Origin of the sequence: Mesorhizobium sp. WSM4312 (genome assembly GCF_002294875.1) — a bacterium.
Classification (GTDB): Bacteria; Pseudomonadota; Alphaproteobacteria; order Rhizobiales; family Rhizobiaceae; genus Mesorhizobium.
Window position 1 is genome coordinate 20,576 of record NZ_NSFU01000019.1, and the last position, 20,272, is coordinate 40,847.

A 20,272-nucleotide genomic window follows, 5' to 3' on the forward strand; every position below is an offset into this window, starting at 1 on the left:
TACCAGGCTGGGTATCAACAGCGAGCCGGATGGAAAGACTGATCTTGCCGAAACATGACATTCCTGCACACGCCCCAAGCCACGCCGCTTTGCCAGCCAGGCAAGCACCCATGCGCTATCCTAGTCGCACCGCAAGCCGATTGAAATCGGAAAGCAGGATGATCAAGGCAGCGGCTTCTTCCAGGGGGCCCCTCACACAGCCCGTAAGAGCGTTGCCGACGACATTTGCCGAGCGCGGCTATTTCTGCTTGCCAGCCTTGGTGTAGGCTTCGGCGAAATAGGCGAGGAAGACATCCAGCATGCCGTTTTCGTGCTTGTCCTCCATCGTCCGCCACGTTGCGACGAGCGCGTCCCAGGCCTGGCTTTTCCTGGACGAAAAGGACGCAGGCGGGATTCTTTTGGCGATCGCCTCCGGCGACAGGTCGTCGAGCAGCCTCGAGAGCGCGGCCTGCATGGCGGCGTAGGTTGCGATTTCGTGGGTCTTCAGGTCGCGGAACGCATCCTCGATGCTGTGCCTGGCATCGAGATAGCCGGCCCGGCGCTTGGCAAACATGATCTCGAGTATGTCGTCGGTGCCCGGCACGAATTTCAGCGGGTTGTTGTCCTCGGCGCCGATCATGGTGCGGTGCGCGCTTTTGGCGAGCACCTTGGCGGCCGCCCGCGCCTTGAGCAGCAAGGACAGTTGCTCGACCGTGGTTCTCAGCACCGCACCGATCTCGGCAGCGACGTCATGCGGGTTGCGCGACTGCAACAGCTCCGGCGACAAGCCGGCCGCCTTGGCGATATCGCGCAGTATCCCGTCCGCTTCCGCCGACTGCTTGGCCGGAACAGCGGGGGTGGACTGCAGCGCCGAAGACGTCGGCACCGGCGCCGCCTCGGCCGGGCGCTGCCCCGCTGGATTGTGGAATGGCGCGCTGCCAGGTTCCAGCGGCCTTCCCGTCGTGGGCGGCAACTCGCGTTGCGTTGAACCGGTCCTGGCTTGCGGATGCCCGGTGGCGACGCGCTCTTCGTCGACCGAAACGGCGACGACATAACGGCCGATCAGCAGCCGGTCGCCTTGGGTCAGCCGATGCGGCGCATTCAGGCGCTGGCTGGAGCCGTTGACGAAAGTGCCGTTGCGCGAGACGTCATGAAGCCAGAACGAGCCCGCCTGATAGTGGACTTCGCAATGCCGGCCCGAGATGAACTTGTCGGGGTCGGTAAGTGTCCAGTCGCAATTTTCGCGCCCGATTTCGAAGCTGCGGTCGCGGGCGGCATAGCTGGTCGCTATGCCTGGCGGCAGTCTGTCAACATTGCTGATCTGGAGCGAAATGAACATTCGACGCCACTGGCAAACCTGAAATCCCAGGCATTCTAGCATCTTGCCAGCGCAGTGGGAGAGGTGCGCCTCACATGAATGCACGCCACGGTTTAGACATTGCTTCTGTTTGGCCTCCATCAAACATATGCTAGGCTTGCTTCGGTCTGATGCGGTGAATTCGAAAACCTCCCGTGCGTGATGCAGTTTACGGAGCGGGGGCTTCAGTCCATCACACTGGCGGTCGCGTCGAGGAGGGGCAGGCCCCATGCCGAACGAACGTGCCACGGTTGCACACACGCCGGTTGGCGCCGATGTGCTGACGTTCACCCATCTCGTCGGTCGTGACGAGATCAGCCGAAGTTTTGCCTATACAGTCGGGTTCGTCAGCAAGAGCCGGGACGTCGATCCGCTGAAGATGCTGGGCGGCGTCGTTTCGGTCGAAGGGGAATCCGACCCAAAGCGTTGGTTCAGTGGCCTGGTGTCGGATTTCAAGCTTACGCGCATAGAGGATCGGCTGGCCTATTACGAGGCCACCGTCAGGCCGTGGCTCTGGTTCCTCGGCAACACCACCGATTGCCGCATTTTCCAGAACATGACCGCTGTGGAGATCGTCGAAAAGATCTTTTCGAAGTACGGCATCGCAAAATTCGAGAAGCGCCTGCAGGGCTCGTATCCATCACGTGAATACTGTGTCCAGTATGACGAGAGTGATCTCGATTTCGTGCAGCGGTTGTTCGAGCACGAAGGCATTTTCTATTTCTTCGAGCATGATGAGGACAAGCACACGCTCGTGCTGTGCGATGCGATGAGCAAGCTGAAGCCGGCTCCAGGCTACGAGAAGGTGCTTTATAATTTCGAGGGCTATGGCTCGCGACGCGACGTCGAATACATCACCGAATGGATCCCGGGCAGTGCGGTGCGGCCAGGCGCCTACGCCCATACGGACTATGACTTCGAGAAGCCCGGCGCCGATCTGATGGCGAAGTCCGCCCAGCCCTTCAGCCACAAGGAGGCTTCGGGCGAAAACTACCGCCAGCCCGGAGCGCATCTCGATGTCGGGCGCGGCGACACGATCGCCGGAATCCGCCGCGAGGAACTTCAGGCAGTGCATCATCGCAACACCGCCGTCGGTACGGTGCGTGGCCTATTTTCCGGCTGCAAGTTCACGCTCGAAAGCTTTCCGCGCGACGACCAGAACACGGAATATCTGGTTGTGAGCGCCGAATACCGCCTGTTCGATCCGGGCTACCGGACCCAGAACGAAGCCCACATCGAGAATTTCAAGGTGGTGCTGGGCGTAGCGCCGACGAAATTGCCCTATCGGCCGCCGCGCATCACACCCAGACCGATCATGCGCGGTCCGCAGACGGCAACGGTGGTCGGCCCTTCGGGCGAGGAGATATTCACCGACAAATACGCGCGGGTGAAGGTGCAATTCCACTGGGACCGCCTCGGCAAGAAGGACCAGAACTCATCCTGCTTCGTGCGCGTGTCCCAGACCTGGGCCGGCAGCGGCTGGGGCTTCATCCAGATCCCGCGCATCGGCCAGGAGGTCATCGTCGATTTCATCGAGGGCGATCCGGACCTGCCGATCATCACCGGCCGCGTCTACAATGCCTCCGAGATGCCGCCTTACGCGCTGCCGGGCAACGCCACGCAATCGGGCTGGAAGTCCAATTCCTCGAAAGGCGGCGGCGGTTACAACGAGCTGATGTTCGAGGACAAGGCCGGTTCCGAACTGGTCAATTTCCAGGCACAGAAGGACCATCATCTGCTGATCAAGCACGACCGCAACAAGACGGTACAGCACGACCAGTCCGACCGCATCGACCATGACGCCAAGCACTCAGTCGGCCATAACCTCGACGAGGACGTCGGCAACAACAAGACCGTCAAGATCGGCGTCGACCAGACGACGAACATCGGGTCGAACGATACCGAGACGGTGGGCGCGAACCGGTCGTTGACGGTAATGGCGAACGAGACGATCCACGTCGTAGCCAATTCGACGGAAAACATCGACGCCAATCACACGCAGACCGTCGGCGTAGTCCAAACCGTCACCGTCAAGGCTGCGCGTTTCGACACCGTCGGCGCCGCCGAGACCCGCAGCGTTGCCGGCGTTCAGACCAACAGCATCGGCGCGACCCGCTCCGTCAGCGTGACGCTGGGGCAGAGCCATGACATTGGGGCCAAGGACGACTGGAGCGTCACGTCGGACCAGACGGTGAAGGTCGGCGGGGACCAGACCTTCAATGTGACTGGAGCGCACATTACGGAGGTCGGCAAGGGGCGCACCTCCAAGGTCGCCGAGGACGATGTGACCAACGTCAACGGTTCGCGTTCGCTCAACATCGCCAAGGGCAGCCTTGTCGATGTCAAGGAAGGTAGCGAAATCAAGGTCGGCAAAACGCTGGTAATCGAGGCCGGCGATTCCATCGCCATCAAATGCGGCTCCGCCGCGATCTCGATGAAAAGCGATGGCACCATCTCGATCGAAGGCAAGGACATATCGGTGGTCGGGTCGGGCAAGATCAACATCAAGGCTTCGAGCAATGTCTCCGTCAAGGGGACCGAGATTGAGCACAATTGAGGGTGTTTCGATGGCCAGAACCAAAGAGCGCATCGAAGGTGTAGTAATCGGCGTCTTTCTCGGTTTCGGGCAGGATGCGCCGCTGGTCGTCTTTCCCGGAAATCCAAATGAGACCGCGATGCCGGCGCGCAGCCTCGCCGAACTCACCTCCGATATGATAGGCGCCGAGGTGGCATTGCTGTTTCAGGATGGCGACCCGAGCCGACCGCTCATCGTCGGGCGCATCGTCGAACCGCAGCGCAAGGTCTCTGCGCCGCAAGTCTTCCGTGACGGCGAACGGGTACGGATCGTCGGTGACGAGCGCGTCGAACTGCGCTGCGGCAAGGCAAGCATCATCATGGAAAAGGATGGCCGCATCACCATTAGAGGCACCTACCTGACCAGCCACGCCAGCGCCGCCAACCGCATTCGCGGCGGTTCGGTGAATTTGAACTGATGCCGGCGCCGATCCTGCGCGAAATCGTGCGCCAGCATGCCGAAATGGCGGCATTCCTGTGGACGGTCTACGACTACAACCTGCTTCATCCCGGCGAAAACAAGGATATGGACGAGGAGCGCATGGCGCGCCTTGTCGAGCGTCTGGAAGCACATTTGGACGGGTTGCGCGTCGCCGGCGACGTCGGGCGGCAGATCGCTCAGGAACTCTATGACGAATACCCCGATCCGGGAGAACTTTTCGTCATCAAGATGCTATCGGTCGCCAAGCCGCCAAGAATAACGGAATTGGATTTGGACAAAGTCAGGAGCAGTCTTGCGGTTCAGTCCAAAAGGCGCTGAGCAGCCATTGGACGAAGCCTTCGAATATGGTCGGAAGGATTGATGCAGGCGACGCTCAGTTGTAGCGAGACCCGAACCAGTTTTGGCTGTCGAAACGCGCAGCCACAGTGTCCCCCGCGGTTGCGAGATAGGTCTGGTTGGAGACCAGCGCGTAGGCCTGGATCGTGTTCTTGATGTTCCTCACCGCAACGCCATCGAAGCTGAACACGCCTTCGCCGCCGGCGCCTATGTAGATCGTTCCGCGATAGAATGCCAGCCCATGGAAATTGTGGCCGGGCTGGGAGACATCATTCCAGGCCACGCCGTCTCCCCGGAAAAGCACGCCCTTTGTCCCGCACACCAGCGTGTCGCTGGCCCCCAATGTCAGAAGACCGAGCAGGCGCTGGTTGGTCGGCAATTGGACTTGCGTCCAGGCTCCGTCATAGTGCCAGAACAGTCCGTTTGCCCCGCAGGCATAGAGATTTTTCTGCGACGTCCCGCGGATCGAGAAGATCGTGCCGCCGAGCGGCGGGCTGAAGGCAGTCCACACCGCTCCATCCCAATGATAAACAACGCCCTCGTCACCCGCGGCATAGACGTCAGTATCGGACAGTCCCCACACACGGGTCAGAGCCCGTCCTGATACCGGTAAGACGGTCCAGGCAGTCCCGTCATATCGCCGGACTTTGCCGTCTGCGTCGGTGACGTAAAGACAACCGGTTTCCGATCGCCAGATCGAGGTCAGCCACACTCGGACATCGAGCAGATCGGTCCTGACGTTGGGAGCCGCACGACCGGCAACATCGGATTCGCGCGCGACGTATGAATTGAATCCTTCGCCATCGGTATACACGACGATGCTGAAGATAACGCCGTTCTCGTCGGTCGCGACGCCGTCACAGCTTACCGAATAGTCGCTCATGATTTTTGCCTTTCATCAAACCGCTCCGGCCGTGCTCGATATCTGCTGGCTGAACGCTCCGGTTCTCGGGGTGCGGCATTGGGTGCTTTCTTTGGCCGCGTTGTCGTCGCCTTCCATCATTTCCTTGTAGAACAGATCGCACACCATTCTGAGACACTTGATGGCGTCATGCTCCTTGCCATCGGGAGTATCGTCCATATCAGGCGCCTTGGCCTTTTTCATCGCGTCAAGATTTGCCTCGCGCACTTCGGCATAGGTCGGATTTTTGCCCGCTGCCCTCTGCTTCGTTGTCCAGTCGTTCTGCGCTGCGGTCTTTTCGCCATGCTCGGTCCCGCGTGTAGTCTTGTCATCGAGACACACGCAAGGGGCGTCGCCGATCTTGTAGTCAGCAACCGTGCTGATCGCCTGCCCGCCGCGTGAATTCTGAAAACAGGCATTCTGCAGTATATGATCGGACTGCTGGCTGGAACTGCATTCCTTGTCCGCGTGCTTGTAGGCATGAACCTTCATGTCCAGCTTGGCCAGGATGGTCGTGCACGACGATGTTCCGACCTTGAGCGTACCGATCTTGGGCCATGGTGGCGCGTTGCCGGTCGGTGAAGCGTGATTGTTAGTCGACAGGTCGCTGAAACGGCTGACCGGCTCGCCGTCGGCTTTGACGTCGCCCGACCAGGCGATGGCATATTCCTTGCCGGTGTTGACGGATGTGACGACGCCCTTCTTGGCGGCTGCACCTGCTTCGGTGCCGCTTGTCTTGGTGTAGTAGGATTTGTTCTTCTGGGTGATCGTCTCGCCGCCGATCTTGACCGTCCCTGTGCCGCTGTCGGTGTCGGAATCGAGCCCGAAGGACGGGTAGGGCACGGGGATGCCTGGCGGCGTGGCGGGATTTTCCGGCGGCGTCATGCACACGTCTGGAAACGCCGCGATCACCTTGTTGGACTGCGCCTTGCAAGCGATCTCGAGCGTGTTGGCGTAGACGGTCATCAGGCGGCCCTCGCCGCAAGCACTGCCGCACCACATGCGCCTGCGTCGTTCGATGCTTCGACCAACACCGGATTTCCGGCTGCATATCCCTTGCGCGCGGCGGTCCACGCCATGCCGATCATCAACGGCACCACCGCCGCCCCGACATTGCCGAGCGATTCGCCCGGCGACCATAGATCCTGGAATTCATGGCGGCCGCGCAGCAGCCGCAAGCTGGCCAGTGCCGTCTGCTTGAACCAGAACTGCTCGCCGATAAGGTCGGATATACGATAGCCGAGCTTGTTCATCTCCATGCCGGTTTCCTTGAAGGCCGTGCTGTAGGCATTGGTCATGCCGTCGCCGCGCAATGGCATGTCGTCGGCGTTGTAGATCGAAGCCAGTTCCCGCGACAGGCCGAGCCCAAAAAGGCGAAACCCGCCGCGTTCCGGTTTTTTGCACAGAATGGCGGCGGCGGCTTCGCCACAAATGAAGCCGTTTGGATTGTCTGCCGTCAGCAGCCGCTTCCGACCGAGGTAGTAGGAGGTCGAAACGGCTGTGAGATAGCTGTCGACACCGGCTATCATGACATAGCTCGCTTCGCCCGCCGCGATCATGTGGCGGGCACGGTCGAGGGCGGCGTGTCCGGACGGTCGCCCGTGCGCCACGATGCGCGTGTTTGCCGGCGACACCAACTCGACGATACCGGCTATCTGCCGCAGAAATGCCCGATTATCGCGGACCGGCCGGCCGGGGCGGCCCTCTTCCGGCAGGCAAAGGATGAGAGCGGTTTGCCCGCGCGCTTCGGGAACGGTTTCAAGAGCCTCGCATATAGCGGCCGCAGCCATGTGCGCCAGCCGCTTTTCGCCGATCCAGTTGCGCGGCAGGAGAACAGGCGCTCCAGTCAGCAGGTCGCCATTGCCGGCCGTGAAGCGCGTTTCCTGGAAGCCGTCCAGGCGCGCACGCATCGCCGCGCAGGATGAGGGGGCATCGAGACCGACGGCCGTCACCATACCCACAGCTGCGATGTCGATTGCCGTGCTCATGCGTCCTCGACCTCTTCTTCGGGCTCCGTGCCGTTGGCGCGGATGTACTCGCGTCCGGCAGCGCGCGCCCTGAGCATCGGTTCCGTCGGCGGTCCGACCCAGCATTCGCTGAAATCGAGGATCGTGCGCTGGATCCGTTGCGATATCCGCCAGACCAGCGAGAAGCGCCGGTTTTCAAGATCGAAGAGCACCGTATCGGGCAGCAATTCGCCCTCGAAGGCCTTGTCGCCGCCTTTGAACAGCGTCAGCGGCAACGCCGTGCGCGGCATGCGGAAGCTTTCCTTGCCTGCCGGCGTCAGATTGACTAACACCACGTCCTCGCCGCCCCTCGGATGGTCGATCTGCTGGTCCGGCGGCGCCATCTGGTAATAGCGTTCATCGAAATCCGGCGGCAGGAACGGAAAAATATTGTCGATCCAGTTCTGGTCGTAGGTGCCGCCATATTCGATGCGTCCCGGCCAGCCGCGCCCCATCGGCCCGAAGCTCATCGGCTTGTAGTCGCCGAACGGCGTGCGGATTTCCTCGCCGACCGCTTGCGTATTCGGCAGCCGCAAACCGGGAATGAGGCGTTGGTTCCTGGTCCGCGACCATCCGGTTCCGACCGGGTTGTATTTGTAGCTGGCCGGAAGCTTGTCTTCGGGGTCCAGTCTGTCAACGCCACCCCAGGCAACGTCATAGGAGATAGGCAGTTTCAGGAAGGGTTGCGGCGACGTGGCGGTAAAGACCGGACCGATGGCGCGCCATTCGCGGTGGCCAACCACCTCGAACAGCTTAGACCAGTTGCCGACCTTGATGCCGACCGGGACGCGCTCGGCCGGGCGTCCGCCCGGCGCGTAGGCACAGCCATTGGCGATCACATCGCAGCGCGGTTTGCGGAAGGCGAAATCGGTCTCCCACAGCGTCGCCGAATAGCCGGGCACGCCGGTTTGCGTGTCGGCCATGACCAGCGGAACCTGTTCGGCCGATTTCTGCACCAGCCCGCCAGGCTTCGTCGGAAAATCGAACGTGCCCTTGACCACGACCACGATCCATTCGTGGCCGGCCTTGTCCATGCCCATGGTGAACTGATGCGGATAGCCCATCTGGTTCCAGATCTGCATCAGCTCGCCTCCATGTGGCTGGCGGCGATCTGCTCTAGCACCGGCTGCGGCGCCAGCTGGTCGACATCGAAAATATCCGTATGCGCCGACCACATGACCAGATCGTCGATCACATCGCCCTCGCCATCGATTACCGGAACCGGCAGAGCGGCCAGCGCCGCGTCGAGTTCGTCCGGCGTCATCTCGCCCCGCTGTGCGGCGAAGGCGGCTTTTTCGATATTTTCGAACCAGGCATCGGCATAGGCGAGCTTCAGCGGTGCTTCATCAAGACGCGCGACGACGCTCAGCGGAAATTGCCGGCCGACCCTGTCGGCGCTTTGCAGCAGGATGCCGGCCGAGGCGCCGAAGGACCCAGGCCCGCTGAGGAAACGCAGCGCAATGTGCTGCGGCCAGGTTTCCAGTCCGAACAGCGGCACGATATGCTGCGCCAGCCAGCGGTCCCATCCACGCACGAAATCCGCCGGCAGCCGCCGGGTCACGAAATCGCCGGTGGCGGGCATCTTGCCATAGAAGCCGGGCGCGATCAGATCTGCGGCGGACATGTGAATTTCTTGAACATTTCGAGCGTGTAGGGGTTCTCGACGCTGGCGGCTTTGAGTTCGAAGTCGGCCCACATCCCCTTCGTCCCGAGCCGCAGGCTGTAGACGTCGGTGAGCTTGGTCGCGGCGAAGCGGCCGCCGCGCAGCATTCTGAGCCACGCCCAGCTGCCGGTCTCGTTGAGCATCACTTCGGGCGAGCCGTCGACCGGCTGGAAAGCGAGGGAGATCACCCCGGTGCCATCCTTGCCGGGCCACGTCATCGGTTGCGGCCTGGTGGCGTTGTTGTAGTAGACGAGGTTCTGGCCATCGAGGTTGAGCGTGACGCGCGTCACGTTGGGCGAGAGGTCCTTGGGCTCCAGCGTGAAGTTCATCACCGGGCCGGTGCCGCCCGGAAACAGATCGTCGCGGATATGCCTCGCCTGCTCGAACGCTGCGAGCGCCGCCGGGTCCAGGCCGAAATCGGCACGCCATTTCCACGGCTCGCTGGCGGTGTCGACATAGTTGATCAGATGGTCGTTGGTGAAGGCATCGATCAGGCCGGTCGGCCCGAAAAGACGTTGAAAGTCGCGCACATTGACATCGACCGCGCTGTCGGGGCTGAACGGATAGCGGTTGTTGAGCGCCGCCTGGCAGAACGGCAGTATGTCGGCCCGCCAGATGGCGTTGAGTTCGTTGGTTACGGCCTTCTGCGACAGGCCGCTGGTGTCGCCGGCAATGCCGCCCAGCCACTCGTTGATCGGCGAAGGCAGGATCTGCGCCTGCCTGGCGACCGCGCCTGTCAGTTCGGCAAGCCCGCCCTGCTTCTTGATCGCATCCTGCGGGTTGGGATTGGCGGTCACCGTCTGCAACACATTCGACAGCGCCGTCAGCGCCACGACGGCGGCGTCGAGCGCTGGCGGCTGGCCGTCGACCTGGGCGATGGTGCCTTTGAGCGGCTTGAAATGCTCGGCAACCAAGCTGCCGGTCATGTCCACCTGGTTGGCGGAGCCGGCGCGCGGCAGGAGCTTGGCGCCCGAGGTCACCACCTTGCCCAGCTTGCCGAGTTTGCTGAGCAGCTTGGAGCCGGTCTTGGCGGCAGCGCCACTTTTGTCGTCGGCCGGCGCGTCGTCGGAGCGGGTGAGGTCGGTCTCCTGCACCACTGCCGTCAACAGGCGCTTCAGCGCGGAGTCGGCGCTGGAAAGATCCTTGAGGTTCTCACTGGCGATGTTGAGATCGGTAAGCGGCGCAAGCCGCATGTCACGCAGGAAAGAGTCCCACTGGGCGATATAGTCGTCGTAGTAGAGCTTCAGGATGTCCTGCGAGAGCGCCGAGACCGACGTCTCCGAATTCTCCGAGCAGCCGCCGGCAAACACCGCGCGATCGAGGGCCGCCTGTCCCGCCACATCCTCGACCCGGTCGAGGATCGCGTCGTGGAAACCCGCATAGGTGTAAGGCCCGGGAACACCGACGCGCAACGTCTTGTCGGAGCGGCGCGCGAACACTTTCGCGCCGTTCGGCCCGGCGAAATTGGCCGGCACCCATTCCTTGACGGCGGCTACTTCCGGATCGGCCAGGAGCTGCTTGTAGGCGCGCTGCGGCAGTGAGATCGTGCATACAGTCTTCAGCGCCTCCGCGACCAGCGCCTTGTCCGGGGCGATGTAGCTGTCGTCGACGGCCATGCGGCGGATGGCGGCGATTTGGTGCTCTTCGGCGTCGGCCGTGGGGAAAGGCGGAGCCGGTGCGAATTGCGGCAGGCTGTTCACCCACCAGTTCTGGACGAAATCGGTGTCCATCTGCGACAGGCCGGTCATCATCCGGTAGGTCTTCAGCGCGCCGAGCATGAAATCCGGATCGCGGATTTGCCGCCACATCGTGGCCTCGAGCAGGGCGACCATATGCGGCTCGAGCACGTTGCGCAGCGCATGGCCGTAGGTATCGGTCTGCGCGCGCACCAGCTCCGGCGAAGCGGTAGGGCCAAGCAGGTTATGGACGGCGTCTGGTGGCGGCGTTCGGGCGGTCACCACCGCGTCCATCGCCGCCAGCGCGCCATCCATGGTCGGCTGCTCGACCGCGGCCGGCGTGGCGGCGACCTGGGTGAGCGGCCCTTGCAGGGCTTCGAACTGGCCGGCCTGTTCGGTGATCGCATTGCGGTTGTCGAGGTAGGACCAGGTGAACACTCCGCCGGCCAGCAGGGCCGCGAGCGCACAGGCGGCGGCGGCCCCGCGCCAGATCCAGGCGCGGCGGCGCTGCGCCAGCGGATCGAATGTTCCAAGGCCGGCCTCCTTGAAGATCACTTCGGTGAGAAGGTTCCTGAGGAAGAAGCTGCGCTTCTCGACGCGCGCCGCCGGCATGGCGCGGCGCGGCGGCAACCCGAAGGACGATGACAACGCCGCGGTCAGGCGGTCGATGGGGGCTCCTTCCTGCGTCGCCGATGTCAGATAAAGGCCGCGCAGCCACGCGGCTTCCTCGTAGCGGCTTTCTCCGAACATCGCCTCGATCAGCACCTGGATCGGCCCGGAGAGGCTCGCCAACTGCGCCGGAAAGCGAAAGATCTCGGCGCGCGAGCCAAGCTTGTCTTCGTCTTCAAGGCGCGGCACTAGCCTTCGCTCCAGCTCGCTGCCAAGCCTGGCCAGCTCCGTCTGGATCATGCCGGCGTTGACGCGGGCATCCAGCGCAAAGGTGGTTCCCCACACCTGCTCGCGCGCGCTCGTCGACAAGCCGCCGAAGAAGGCTTCGAACCCTTTGATCAGGTCGGCCTTCGTCAGCATCAGGTAGACGGGCAGACGAATCTCCAGCCGATCGTTGAGCTCGGCCAGTCGGCGGCGGATCTTGCGGCCGTGCGCCTTGATCGCCTCGTCGCCTTCCGAGAGCACATCGATCGACAGCGCGACGATGACGCCGTTGAGTGCGCGGCGACCGCGGTGCTTTTTCAGAAGGTCCAGGAAGCCCAGCCATTCCGCGGCGTCGACGTCCGGCTGGCTCTCCTGCTGGACGTAGCGGCCCGCAGTGTCGATCAGCACCGCGTTCTCGGAGAAAAACCAGTCGCAGTTGCGCGTGCCGCCAACACCCTGCAGATCATCGGTCAGATCGATTGGAAAATTGAGGCCCGACTGGCGCAATGCCGTGGTCTTGCCGGTGGCCGGAGGCCCGACGATCACATACCACGGCATCTCGCGCAGGAACTTCCGTCCACCGAGCTTGCGACGCTTGAGCTCGGCCATCACCTCGCCGAACTTCGCGCCGACGGCTGCAACGCTCTCCTCGCCGGGGGTAAGCTGCTTTTCAGTCACGGGTGCCGCGATCTCGGCGACGAACATGCGGTTGGCGCGGATCGCGCGCCGTTGCGCGATGATCAGCCAAACCAGCCACAGGATGATCAGGCCCGCGATGATGGCGATGCGCACATTGTCGGATTCGAATGGCGCGTACGGGCCGACCTGGACGATCGGGCCGAACACCCAGATCAAAAGCGAAAGCAGCGCAATGCCGATCAGCGTCCAGAGAAAGCGCGAGGTGATGACCGCCCAGAGGAAGCGCAGGATGAACATCTCAGAGCCTCTTCTCGACCAGGACCTCGACGCGCCGGTTGAGCGCGCGGCCCTCGCGCGTCGAGTTGTCGGCCACCGGATCGGAGTCGGCGCGGCCTTCGGAATGGATGCGCTCCTGTGGCACGCCAGCCTGCACCAGGAGGTCCGCTATGGTTTGGGCACGTGCCTCCGAGAGCCGCTGGTTGCTGGCGAGCGGATTGGACCGTTGCAGGCGCACATTGTCGGTATGGCCGACGATCGTGATGTTTCCGATGAGCTCCTGATTGGCGAGGATCACCTTGGCGATCGACTGGATCAGCGGCTCATAGCCTTGCGACAGTGTCGGCCGCGAAGACTGGAAGAGTTCGGGGTTGGACGACTGGATGATCAGCTTGGCCAGCGAGACGCTTTCGGTGCCGCTGAGCGCGCCCTTGAGGCTCGCCGGCGCTTCCACCTTGAACGCGGGCAGCAGCGCGAAATCGACCGGCTGTGGCGGTTCAGGTGCGGGCGCATCCTGCTTGGGCGCGGCGCGGGTAACGTCCTCGCGTGAGGCCGGCGGCAGCGTGCGCACGAGGGCGGAGAGTTCGACCGCCTGGCTGCTCAAGCCCATCGACAGACCGATGTAAGCGGCGGCGGCGACGACGACCGCGGCAAGTGCCATCACCCAGATTGGAACGATGAAGCGCTGCGGTTCGTCGGAAGCGATCACGCCTTTCCAGTTCGGCGACAGCGGCGCGTCCTCGGCGTCGGCATTGCGCAGGAACCGCGCGGCTGCCACACGCACGGCATTGAGCGAGCGGTCGCCGGCGCGGCCGGGCACCCGATACTTGCCGCGGAAGCCGAGCGCCAGGCAGTAATACTGAAGCTCAAGCATCTCGCGGTCGCGGTTGGGATGGCGCTCCAACTCGTCAAGGCGGGTGAAAAACTGGGTGCCGGCATCGACATCGCCACGCAGCATGACCACCAGCGGCTGGCGCGGCCATGCGCTGGCGCCGCCCCACGGCGTGTTCAGCGCGAGGTCGTCGAGCAACGCCGCCACCGCCCAGGCCGCCTGGTCGGCGCGCTCCAGCGAGGAGCCTGCTGCCATCGCGGCGTCGCGCGCCTGAACCAACTCGTCGAGCAGGCGCGTGCGCATCGCTTCCGGGTTCTCCGGCGCCAGCGCGCTTTCGAGCTCCGGCGCGAATTCGAGCAACGGCGCGAAGATATTGATGAGCGTGTTGGGATGGGCGCGCGCCCTTTTGACCGGCGCGCCCGGTGCCAGCGGCGCCATCGGCCGCGGCGCGGCGCCCGCCAGCCTGATGCGTGTGCGTTCGCGATCCTCCGACAGTCCGAAAGGATCATCCCGGCTCATGGCCTCACCTGTTCACTGAGTAGCAGTCGACCTGCGGCTCGCTCGGCAGGACACCGGAAACGCCGATGACGAAGCCGGGGGCGTCGAGCAACGAGGCCCAATGCTCGCTCTTCTGGTCAAGCTCCAGGCACAGCCGGTCGCCATCATAGGGAATCTCGCGTGGCTGCGAATGAAGCGGTTTCAGCGGAATACCCGGCAGGCGCGACTTCCAAAGGCCTTCGAACTGATCGGCGGCGCCGACCGTCGCCTGGTTGACGAAGATCTTGCGCAGCGCGTCTTCCGACAGTTCCGATCCGACGCGGATGACAATGCGGCTGGCGACCAACAGCTTCGGGTTGTCGATGCGCACTTTCCAGACATTGGTCGCGTGCCGCATGACCGGCAGCGCGCGTGATTTCGGCTCGATGTAGCGCAGGCTGAGGATGAGCGAGCGCAGGGCGTCGGCCAGCGCCATATAGGCGGGGCCGGGCGCCATGTGGTCGTAGGCCGGCAATTCGCCGAGGCGCCGCGAGCTCGAGCCGTAGGTTGCCATCTCGCCGGCCAGTCCGGCCAGTTCGAGATAGAGTTCGGCCGGATGAAAGACATCCTGCGCCAGCATGTGGGCGAGCCGCGGGCGAGCGGCATTGGCGAGGTGCAGCATCAAAAGGTCTTCGACGCTACGGCCGGCGCCGCCCATCACCATCTTGCCATGCGCTTCGGCGATCTGGTCGAGGCCGGTGACCACTTCCTGCAGCAATTGCCGGTACCAGTGGACCGCGCCGGTGATCAGCGTCGGCGGCAGGAACGTCTCATCGAGCGAGATGCCGCCGTCGGCGCGCACACCCTTTATGTCGGCGATCGGCAAGGCGGTATAACCGCCGACCGATTTGCCCGGTGCAAGCAGGGCGGCTTGCGGCCGGGCGATCTCGATCTCTTCCGGATCGGCGCCGCTCTGGACGGCGTCGCGCACCGAAACGATCTTGCCGTGGTAGCGCGCGCCCGTCGAAGCCGCATGCGCCGGATCGAATCCGACGCCACCGGGCGGCTCGAGCGGCAGTGCCACCAGCACCGGACCGGCGCCGGTGTCCGCAGTGACCGGCAGCGGCTTCGGCGCATCCATCAGTTCCGGGATGGAGAAAGGCGTGCCGTCCGGGAAAATACCCCGGGCGGACACGATCGAGACCTGGCCGGCGTCGAGCAGCGACTGGTCTAGGGTCAGTTGTTGGAAGCCGAAAGTATGGAGCTGACCGGCCTGCAGTGCGCCGCGCACCATGCCCTCGAAGAACCGATCCTGCTGCTGGAAGTGCTGGGTCCTGAGAAACAGGCCCTCCGACCACAGCACCCTGTTTGCATCGCTCATGCCATCACTTTCTGCGCACAACCATCCGTGGCCCCTGTCGCTAGGCGGAAATGCCGCCCTTGCCGAGGCTGACATTGACGGTGAATTTCGACCCTGGCGATACCGACTTGGTCGTGCGCCAGTTGCGTCCGCCCGGCTCGCGGATCAGCGCCACGAAGCCGAGTGCCGTGGCGTTCGGCTCGACCGTGATGGTCTTGGCCGCCGTCTTGCCTGGCGCGACCGAGATCGTGTCGGAGCCGATGAGGTCGGCGCCGAGCGCCGAGCTGGCATCGCCCTGCAGCGCGAAATAGTCGGCCGAGTTGAACTTGCCGGTGCTGGCAAGCCGCATCACCAGTACCGTCACCGGCCTGTCGCCGCCGCCCGGTCCTGGATTCATGCCGGCGCCTCCGGTCACGTTGACCGAGATAACCGATGGTTTCGGCGGGCCGCTCTGGCAAGCCGCAAGCAGCCCCGTCGCGCCGAGGGCAACGACGAATTCGCGTCTGTCGATCATGTCCTACTCCTCCTCTTCATATGCGTCCCTGAAGTCCGCGCCGATCTCGCCCAGGAAACTCGATTCCGCGCTCTGGGCGATGTCGCGATGGCGTTTCTGGTAGAGCTCCCACAGCTTGGCGTTACGTCCGCCGGAGAGCAGATTGCCGATGGCGGAATTGGACTTGAGCTCTTCCTCGATCGCGGCCGGATCGAAACGGTCGATCATGCGCCGAAGCGCGGCCTGAACGCCGCGCCAGGCGCGTATGTGATGCTGTGCAAGGTCCCTTACCGCATCGTCGATCGCCGCCTCGCCGGAGAGAAAGCCCGGACTGCGTTCCGAGATGATGGTGACGATGACATCCTCGGCCGTCGGCAGGAATTTAAGCGGGTTGACCTCGGAAGCGCCGACCACCGTCTGGGCGACGCGCGCGCTTCCCTTCTCCTCGGCGCGCTTGCGCAGGAGTTGCATCAAGCCATCCAGCATCAGCCGGTATTCACGTCCGAATTTTTCCATTTCGGCGATCGGGTCGCGGCCGGGAAAATCGGCCTCCTCGACGCCCATGCCGCGCAAGAATGCGGCACGAAGTGCCATATCGCCGGATGCGGGCTGCGCCGGGCGCGCCGGCTTGGGCGCTGGAACGGCGCGTCGCGGCGGCGGTGGCTCGGCTGCTTGCACCGGTACATCCCAGGGATGCCCGGCGCGCGGCTTTTCAGCCTGATGCTGCACACGTCCTGCCGGGTCTGCGCCGTTAGCCAGAGGCGGGGTCGCGGCCGGCCCAAAGCTGAAATCGTCATCGAAGCTTGCCGGCTTTGCCGCATGCCCGGACGCATCGTTGCGCGAAGGCATTTCGCCGAACCCGAACGGATCCGGCTGACCTGGAGCAGCGGCATCGCTGGATTGCGATGTCGCCACCGGGTCGAGGCTGAACGGGTCGTCGAAGGCAGGCGAACTGCGCTGGATCGATGGGCGGTCATAAGCCCCCGGAACGGGCTGCTCGAACGGGTTCGGCAAGTCCGCCGGGCGTGGCGGGCGCGGTTCTTCCTCGACCTTGGCCGAGAAGAAGTCGTCGCCGCCGATGCTGGCAGGCGTTCGCGCTCCCGGCGATGACCATGCAGGCGCGGGATGGCCGGTGACAGGGGCCGGGCCGACCGACGTCCGGTTCGCTTTGGATTGAACCTCCACGTGGAAGATATAGTCGCCCATGCGCAGCCGCATGCCGTTCTGCAGCCGCATCGACCTGCCAGGACCTAGGGGCCTGTCGGAGTCATCGACGAACAATCCGCTGCTCGACGTGTCGGTAACCAAATAGCCATCCCGGTCGCCGCTGATCTTGCAATGGGCGCGCGAGACGAACATGTCCGGGTCGTCGATCTGCCAGCCGGCGTCGGCGCTGCGCCCGATCACCAATTCGCCCTCGTCCAGCCGGGTCTGCCTGACCACTTGCGAGCGCGGGCCTTGTTCCAGCGTCAGCAGCAGGCTCATGCGGCAGCCTCCGCCATTTCCGGCCGCCAGCCGACGATGGTGTGCAATCTGAGATCGTCGGCGTCACCCTTTTCGGCGGGACGCGCCAGCCAGGCCGTCCGGCCAAGCTGGACGGTCCCGACCCGTGGCGGCGGCACGGCGTCGCGTGCGAGCACGATGCGCAAATCGACGTCGAGCGTCTCGCCGATCATGTCGCGCACCGCCTTCCTGAACAGGCCAAGGCGCCGTTCGCCGGGCAGGAACGACCTGAAGTCGTCGAGGCTCAACGGACCGATGCGCAATTCGATCCTGCTTTGGCGGCTGAAGACCCGCGGCCCGATCGTCGCGCCATGTCCAAGCCCGGCATGGGCCTTGCCGAGACGCGTCTGCAGTGCCTTCGGTATGGTGATCCAAGCGGCGACGAATTCCTTGATCTGCACCGGCACCTTGAAGGCGGTGGCGAGAAACAGCGTCAGCCGCTCCGCGCCGTCGATCTGGTTGGCGAGCGATCCAGCCTGCCGCAGTCGAACAGTGTCGAGTTCGAGATCCTGCGTGCCGGGGAAGCCGATCCCGGACATTGCCTCCAGCATGGCGCGAACCCGCCCGCCGACTGACCGTTCGACCTGCACCGCCGGATGCGCGTCGGCCCAGGCGCGATAGTAAAGGGCCATCATGCGGTGCTGCAGGATGTTGACGAAATCGACGAAGGTCGTGTCGCTGGTCTGCTCGGCATCGGCCCCGGTGAACCAGCGCTGCGACAGCCGGTCGAGCACCCAGCGTGTCAGATGCAATGGCATCGGTCCTTCCGGTCCAAGCAGCCCGAGATTGGCGACGGTCACCCGCGCGTGGGCCTTGTCCCCGGCGTCCTGGAGCTTGACGACGTCGCGAGCCGAGAAGCTCAGGCGCACATGCTGGCCAAGTCTCGCCGGCTCGCGGTCGGCCGTTCCGGAATGGCCGAACAGTCCACCGCGCTGCTCCAGGCGCCGCAGCAGCTCGAAAAAGTCGAAGTTCTCCAGCAACGGTTCGGCCGCAACCGTTGCGGGCTCCGCTAGATCAGGTAGCGATTGCCGGGCGTCATCGGCCATGGCACATCCTCCTGCTTCTGCAGCAACCGGGTACGGGTCCGCACAAATCCGTTTATCCCTGCATGGCGGGCGAACAGCCGCGAAAGCAGGGCCGAAAGCAGCAGCGAACTTTGCCCCGCCAGCACGGACTGGTCGACATGCAGTGTCACTTCGGTGCCGCGTCCGAAACACATTGGCCCGTCGATCTGGAGCCGCTCGATGACCGGGCGTGAATCGATGCGCACGATCGAATGCACGTTGCGGGCAAGGCTGGGATCGCCGCGATCGGCATAAAGGTCGAGCAAGGCATGCAGCGGATCGACACCACGGCCTTCCTGGGCAAGGCTGAGGAAGTTGAGAGAGAGCTGCGACACCAGCCGCCAGGCGAGATTGTCGGCGCGGGATTCACCGGCCGCGCTGGCCGGAAGGGACGCCGGGACTGCCGGCTGCGGCGCCCGCAGCGCTCCAAGCAAGCGCACCGCTTCGACCGGATCGGCGGTCTCCAGCGTCAGCGTCGGCGTGTCGTCCAGGATCGGCAGGTCGCGGTTGGTGCACAGCGCCGTGATGTCGAGCCGCTTGAGTGGCCGGTTTGGCGAGCTCCCTGCCGGGCGCGAGACGGCGATGAAGACATCGTCGCCGGTGTAGGAGGTGCGGGTCAGGCCCTCGCGCCGCTCGTCCTCGGTGGCCCGGCGCGGACGCCGCTCAATCGAATAGACCCAGCCGCTGCCGCGGTTCTGCCCCAGGCTGAACAGTTCGGGAATTGTCGCCTCGCCGCTCTCGGCGTCGGCGTCCTCGACCCGCGTGACCCGGAAGATCTCGAAATCCCGCGCCCGCGTGCGGTCGGCGTGCAGCACCTGACGCGTTTTGCGCGGGTCGATCTCGATGACGTTGCATTCGCGTTCGAAGAGATTGATGACCGGTGTCACGAACAATTCGAAGTCGGCAACCGTCACATCGGCGAGCTCGGGCACCGGACGCCGGAACAGGAAGATGATCTCGATCCCCGCATCGCACTTGCGCACCACCGGCTGGAGGCCGGCGACCCGCACATAATGGAAGCGCTCCGGGATCATGAAATATTCGCGCAGCAGCCGGTATCCCTCGAAGGTCGGACGGGTGCGCGGCATCAGCGCTTCGTCGTCGCGGATGCCGATCATTTCGGGCTCGGGCAGCGCCGTCAGCGGATTGGTCTTGCCTTCCGCCCGCGCGCCGAGAGCCGAGCAAGCGCCGAAGATTGCATCGAAAAGCAAGGGTGCCCTGGCACGCCCGGCGAAATAGAGGTCGAGACGGTCAAGCGACAGTTCGCTGAGCTTGCCCTTTCCCGTCCGGGAGAGGGTGACGCGAAACGCCGCCTCGCCGCGCGCGTCGCCGATCGGCGCGATTCCGGCAGCCGCGAGCGCGCTGCGATCCTGGAAATAACCGACCGAGGTGATCGCGATCGGCCACAGCGTGACCTCCTGCGCGGTCGTGAAGGTCGAACGTGTCGAAAGCCCTGGATTGAGGCCGGAGACCAATCGCGTGCCGCGCGCGACGGCGTGGCCGGCAATCATCGACTGCACCTGCTGGCCGGGTTTCAGCACAGCCATCGCCGTCGCCGGCGCCGGCGTCACCAGATCCGGGTAGAGCACATCGAGCACGGCGCGCGAGAAGCGCGAGCGCTCCGCGTCGACCTTGAGACGGGTGCGCGCGGCCAGGAAGGCCACGCCGTCGAGCAGCCGTTCCACATAAGGGTCGGGGCAGGGGACCGTGTCGAGGGAAAGATTACGGGCGACCGCCGGATGCATGTCGGCGAATTCCGCGGCCAACGCCCGGATATGGGTCAGTTCTTCTTCGTAGTACTCCACGAAGACCCGATCCATC

Annotated in this window: 16 protein-coding genes; 3 read left to right on the forward strand and 13 right to left on the reverse strand. The window is 64.0% G+C overall.

The genetic code is table 11. From position 1 onward, the window contains the following. Nucleotides 1-238 precede the first annotated feature (238 nt). Complete coding sequence (gene tagH, locus CK228_RS27360) at nucleotides 239-1,318, reverse strand: type VI secretion system-associated FHA domain protein TagH (RefSeq protein ID WP_095789821.1); 1,080 nt, start codon at nucleotides 1,316-1,318, stop codon at nucleotides 239-241. A gap of 247 nt (nucleotides 1,319-1,565) precedes the next feature. Here tagH (CK228_RS27360) and tssI point away from each other — a divergent pair, with 247 nt between their 5' ends. The 3 genes from tssI to CK228_RS27375 are packed head-to-tail and all read left to right on the forward strand — an operon-like array spanning nucleotide 1,566 to nucleotide 4,670. Further along, nucleotides 1,566-3,893 carry a type VI secretion system tip protein VgrG gene (gene tssI / locus CK228_RS27365; protein ID WP_095789822.1) on the forward strand — a complete coding sequence of 776 codons (2,328 nt, stop codon included), beginning with the start codon at nucleotides 1,566-1,568 and terminating at the stop codon, nucleotides 3,891-3,893. Between the two features lie 10 nt (nucleotides 3,894-3,903). Next, on the forward strand, nucleotides 3,904-4,329 hold the full coding sequence (locus CK228_RS27370) for a DUF6484 domain-containing protein (RefSeq protein ID WP_095789823.1): 426 nt from the start codon (nucleotides 3,904-3,906) through the stop codon (nucleotides 4,327-4,329). Beyond that, on the forward strand, nucleotides 4,329-4,670 hold the full coding sequence (locus CK228_RS27375) for a hypothetical protein (protein WP_095789824.1): 342 nt from the start codon (nucleotides 4,329-4,331) through the stop codon (nucleotides 4,668-4,670). Before CK228_RS27370 ends, CK228_RS27375 begins: the two co-directional genes overlap by 1 nt. Nucleotides 4,671-4,725: 55 nt before the next feature. Here the strand turns inward: CK228_RS27375 and CK228_RS27380 are convergent, their stop codons facing one another. Genes CK228_RS27380 through tssF form a run of 12 tightly spaced genes read right to left on the reverse strand, consistent with a single transcriptional unit; the run spans nucleotide 4,726 to nucleotide 20,271 of the window. Further along, on the reverse strand, nucleotides 4,726-5,571 hold the full coding sequence (locus CK228_RS27380; RefSeq protein ID WP_095789825.1) for a hypothetical protein: 846 nt from the start codon (nucleotides 5,569-5,571) through the stop codon (nucleotides 4,726-4,728). A 15-nt stretch (nucleotides 5,572-5,586) separates the two neighbouring features. Then, nucleotides 5,587-6,555, reverse strand: coding sequence for a DUF4150 domain-containing protein (locus CK228_RS36025; protein ID WP_245438128.1), 969 nt, complete (start codon nucleotides 6,553-6,555; stop codon nucleotides 5,587-5,589). Next, entirely contained in the window at nucleotides 6,555-7,577 is a 1,023-nt protein-coding gene (locus tag CK228_RS27390) for a 3-oxoacyl-ACP synthase (protein WP_095789826.1), read from the reverse strand. The genes CK228_RS36025 and CK228_RS27390 overlap by 1 nt, the downstream gene beginning before the upstream one ends. Then, on the reverse strand, nucleotides 7,574-8,677 hold the full coding sequence (locus CK228_RS27395; RefSeq protein WP_095789827.1) for a DUF2169 domain-containing protein: 1,104 nt from the start codon (nucleotides 8,675-8,677) through the stop codon (nucleotides 7,574-7,576). Before CK228_RS27395 ends, CK228_RS27390 begins: the two co-directional genes overlap by 4 nt. Next, a complete protein-coding gene (gene tagF, locus CK228_RS27400; RefSeq protein WP_095789828.1) occupies nucleotides 8,677-9,219 on the reverse strand; it encodes a type VI secretion system-associated protein TagF in 543 nt (180 codons plus the stop codon). The genes CK228_RS27395 and tagF overlap by 1 nt, the downstream gene beginning before the upstream one ends. Beyond that, nucleotides 9,201-12,743: a type VI secretion system membrane subunit TssM gene (gene tssM / locus CK228_RS27405; protein ID WP_095789829.1), complete on the reverse strand. Its 3,543-nt coding sequence runs from the start codon at nucleotides 12,741-12,743 to the stop codon at nucleotides 9,201-9,203. Before tssM ends, tagF begins: the two co-directional genes overlap by 19 nt. Before the next feature lies 1 nt (nucleotide 12,744). After that, nucleotides 12,745-14,073 (reverse strand): type VI secretion system protein TssL, long form, encoded by a 1,329-nt coding sequence (gene tssL, locus CK228_RS27410; protein ID WP_095789830.1) that lies wholly within the window; start codon nucleotides 14,071-14,073, stop codon nucleotides 12,745-12,747. Nucleotides 14,074-14,077: 4 nt separating this feature from the next. Then, nucleotides 14,078-15,412, reverse strand: coding sequence for a type VI secretion system baseplate subunit TssK (gene tssK / locus CK228_RS27415; RefSeq protein WP_010910851.1), 1,335 nt, complete (start codon nucleotides 15,410-15,412; stop codon nucleotides 14,078-14,080). Nucleotides 15,413-15,452: 40 nt separating this feature from the next. Further along, nucleotides 15,453-15,905: a type VI secretion system lipoprotein TssJ gene (gene tssJ / locus CK228_RS27420; protein ID WP_019859795.1), complete on the reverse strand. Its 453-nt coding sequence runs from the start codon at nucleotides 15,903-15,905 to the stop codon at nucleotides 15,453-15,455. Nucleotides 15,906-15,908: 3 nt separating this feature from the next. Continuing rightward, the gene (gene tagH, locus CK228_RS27425; protein WP_095789831.1) at nucleotides 15,909-17,369 is read right to left on the reverse strand and encodes a type VI secretion system-associated FHA domain protein TagH; all 1,461 of its coding nucleotides are present in this window, start codon (nucleotides 17,367-17,369) and stop codon (nucleotides 15,909-15,911) included. Continuing rightward, a complete protein-coding gene (tssG, locus tag CK228_RS27430) occupies nucleotides 17,366-18,433 on the reverse strand; it encodes a type VI secretion system baseplate subunit TssG (RefSeq protein ID WP_095789832.1) in 1,068 nt (355 codons plus the stop codon). Before tssG ends, tagH (CK228_RS27425) begins: the two co-directional genes overlap by 4 nt. After that, nucleotides 18,397-20,271 carry a type VI secretion system baseplate subunit TssF gene (tssF, locus tag CK228_RS27435; protein ID WP_095789833.1) on the reverse strand — a complete coding sequence of 625 codons (1,875 nt, stop codon included), beginning with the start codon at nucleotides 20,269-20,271 and terminating at the stop codon, nucleotides 18,397-18,399. Before tssF ends, tssG begins: the two co-directional genes overlap by 37 nt. Between the last annotated feature and the right edge of the window lies 1 nt (nucleotide 20,272).